The sequence below is a fragment of the Actinomycetospora sp. genome (assembly GCF_055612215.1).
Genome location: NZ_JBVPVA010000808.1, coordinates 1 through 2,610, shown reverse-complemented (window position 1 = coordinate 2,610; position 2,610 = coordinate 1). Strand labels below are relative to the sequence as shown.

General features: G+C 74.3%; 4 protein-coding genes. 3 read left to right on the top strand and 1 reads right to left on the bottom strand.

The window, feature by feature from the left end:
• Nucleotides 1–95 precede the first annotated feature (95 nt).
• Genes AC0CYZ_RS22115 through AC0CYZ_RS22105 form a run of 3 tightly spaced genes read left to right on the top strand, consistent with a single transcriptional unit; the run spans nt 96 to nt 2,257 of the window.
• On the top strand, nt 96–1,085 hold the full coding sequence (locus tag AC0CYZ_RS22115) for a mechanosensitive ion channel family protein (RefSeq protein ID WP_472219296.1): 990 nt from the start codon (nt 96–98) through the stop codon (nt 1,083–1,085).
• Between the two features lie 36 nt (nt 1,086–1,121).
• On the top strand, nt 1,122–1,505 hold the full coding sequence (locus AC0CYZ_RS22110) for a globin (protein WP_472219293.1): 384 nt from the start codon (nt 1,122–1,124) through the stop codon (nt 1,503–1,505).
• A gap of 35 nt (nt 1,506–1,540) precedes the next feature.
• Nucleotides 1,541–2,257, top strand: a complete 717-nt coding sequence (locus tag AC0CYZ_RS22105; RefSeq protein ID WP_472219291.1) for a dienelactone hydrolase family protein — start codon at nt 1,541–1,543, stop codon at nt 2,255–2,257.
• Between the two features lie 24 nt (nt 2,258–2,281).
• Here the strand turns inward: AC0CYZ_RS22105 and AC0CYZ_RS22100 are convergent.
• On the bottom strand, nt 2,282–2,610 hold a 329-nt coding region (locus AC0CYZ_RS22100), incomplete at its 5' end, for a DUF8185 domain-containing protein (RefSeq protein ID WP_472219289.1).

The window sequence follows — 2,610 nt, the reverse complement described above, 5'->3', positions numbered from 1 at the left end:
TGCCCGACGCCGGCACGGACGTGCCCGCGCAGGTCCCGCTGCCCACCCCGCCGACCCCGACCACCGCGCCCCCGGTCGCCGAGACCACGTCGGTCCTGCCCGGGGTCCCCGTCGACGCGCCCGCCTGCGCGAACGACGCGGGGTCGCTGTGCGCCCGCGTCTTCGCCGACACCCACGCCGACTGGCTCTCCCGCTCGGCCGACTCGATCGTCTCGCACGGCACGACGGTCCTGATCATCGTCGTGGTCGCGGTCGTCCTGCGCTACGTCCTGCACCGCGCCATCCGGCGGCTCACCGACGGGGCGCGGACCGGGCGGGTGCCGCGCCTGCTGCGCCCGCTGCGCGACCGCGCCGCCGCGAGCCTGCGCGAGGCCGCCCCGCAGATCGTGGAGCGGCGCATCCAGCGGGCCCAGACGATCGGGTCGGTGCTGCGGTCCTTCACGACGCTGCTGGTCTACGGCGTGGCGTTCGTGCTGATCCTCGGCGAGTTCGGGGTGAACCTGGCCCCGATCATCGCCTCGGCCGGGGTGGTCGGCGTCGCGATCGGGTTCGGCGCGCAGAACCTCGTCCGGGACTTCCTGTCCGGGATCTTCATGATGCTCGAGGACCAGTACGGCGTCGGCGACGTCGTCGACCTCGGCGAGGCCAGCGGCACCGTCGAGGCCGTCGGGCTCCGGGTGACGACGCTGCGCGACATCGCGGGGACCGTCTGGTATGTCCGCAACGGCGAGGTGCTGCGCGTCGGGAACTCCAGCCAGGGCTACTCCGTCGCGGTCGTCGACATCCCGGTGGGGCACTCGGCCGACGTCGACGCGACCTCCGAGCTCGCGCGGGCGGCCGCGGCCGAGGAGTGCGCCGAGGCCGCGATCGCCGGGAAGGTCCTCGCCCCGCCGGACATGCTCGGCGTCCAGTCGGTCACCGCCGAGGGCATCCTGCTGCGGCTCACCGTCCGCACCCGCCCCGGGGAGCAGTGGGCCGTCCAGCGCGCCGTCGCCGGCGCCGTGAAGACCGCCCTCGACGCGGCCGGGGTGCCCGCCCCGATCCCGTTCCGCGTCACCCCGCCGGCACCGGCGGCCGGGCGGTGACGGCGTGGCGGCCCCGGATTTGAGACGGTGGTGGGTGTGAGCAGTCCCCAGACCTTCTACGACGCGGTCGGCGGCCACGAGACGTTCGTCCAGATCGTCCACCGGTTCTACGAGCAGGTCGCCGACGACCCGGTCCTGCGCCCGCTGTACCCCGAGGAGGACCTCGAGCCGGCCGAGCAGCGGCTGCGCATGTTCCTCGAGCAGTACTGGGGCGGCCCGCAGACCTACTCCCAGCAGCGCGGCCACCCGCGCCTGCGGATGCGCCACGCGCCCTTCGCGATCGGGCCCCTCGAGCGTGACGCCTGGCTGCGCTGCATGCGCGTCGCCGTCGACGAGGCCCGCCTCGATCCCGAGCGGCACCGCCAGATCTGGGAGTACATGGAGATGGCGGCCATGAGCATGATGAACAAGGCCTTCTGAGGCCCACGCGGCGCCGCGCGCGCCGCCCTGATGGGATGACCGCCATGGTCGAGAACTCCACGGACAACCCCCTGCAGAACGTCACGTTCCCCAGCAACGGGGGCACCGCGCACGGCTACCTGGCGCTCCCCGAGTCCGGTGCGGGGCCCGGTGTCGTCGTCATCCAGGAGTGGTGGGGGCTGACGTCGCACATCGCCGACGTCACGAACCGGCTGGCGGCCGAGGGCTTCGTCGCGCTCGCCCCGGACCTCTACGGCGGCACCACCACCCACGACGCCGACGAGGCCGGGAAGCTCATGCAGCAGCTCCCCGTCGACCGCGCGGCCACCGACCTCGGCGGGGCCGTGGACTTCCTGCTCGGCCACGACGCGGTCGTCGGGCGCAAGGTCGGCGCGGTCGGGTTCTGCATGGGCGGCGGCTTCGTGCTCGTGCTCGCCGCCCAGCAGGGCGACAAGATCGGCGCCGCGGTGCCGTTCTACGGCGTGCTCGGCGAGGACTACCCGAGCTTCGAGAACCTCTCCGCAGCGATGCTCGGCCACTTCGGCGAGCAGGACACGATGGCGCCGCCGGACGCGGTGAAGGCCCTCGCGGACCGCATCGAGGCCGAGTCCGGGCGCCGCCCCGACTTCCGCCTCTACCCGGCCGGCCACGCGTTCTTCAACGACGAGAACCACATGGGGACCTACGACCCCGAGCAGGCCACCATCGCCTGGAACGAGACGCTGAACTTCCTGCGCAGCACGTTGCGCTGACACGCTCGTCCGTGCACGAGGCCGTCAGGCCAACAGCGGGAGCTGGGCGCGGCGGCGGCGCACGACCGCGCCGCCGCGCGCGTCCAGCCGCAGCCACCCGCCGTCGGTCGACACCCGCACCGCCTGGTCCGGCTCGCCCGCGCCGACGAAGCCCATGCCCGAGAGCGCGAAGACGCAGCGCATGGGCACGCGGACCTCGGTGCCCGACGCGTCGTCGGTCACCGTGAGCACGATCTGGTCGAGCAGCGCCGCGGTCGGGCGCCCGCTCGGGTCCCCGGCCCGCGCCGCCGCGACCCCGCGCTCGGCGAGCCGGCCGAGCTCCGCGGCGGGCACCTCGCCCACGACCTCCCAGC

Bases quoted from the DNA above. Each gene is read 5' to 3' on its own strand.
- AC0CYZ_RS22105 (WP_472219291.1), top strand. From the start codon at position 1,541: ATGACCGCCATGGTCGAGAACTCCACGGACAACCCCCTGCAGAACGTC.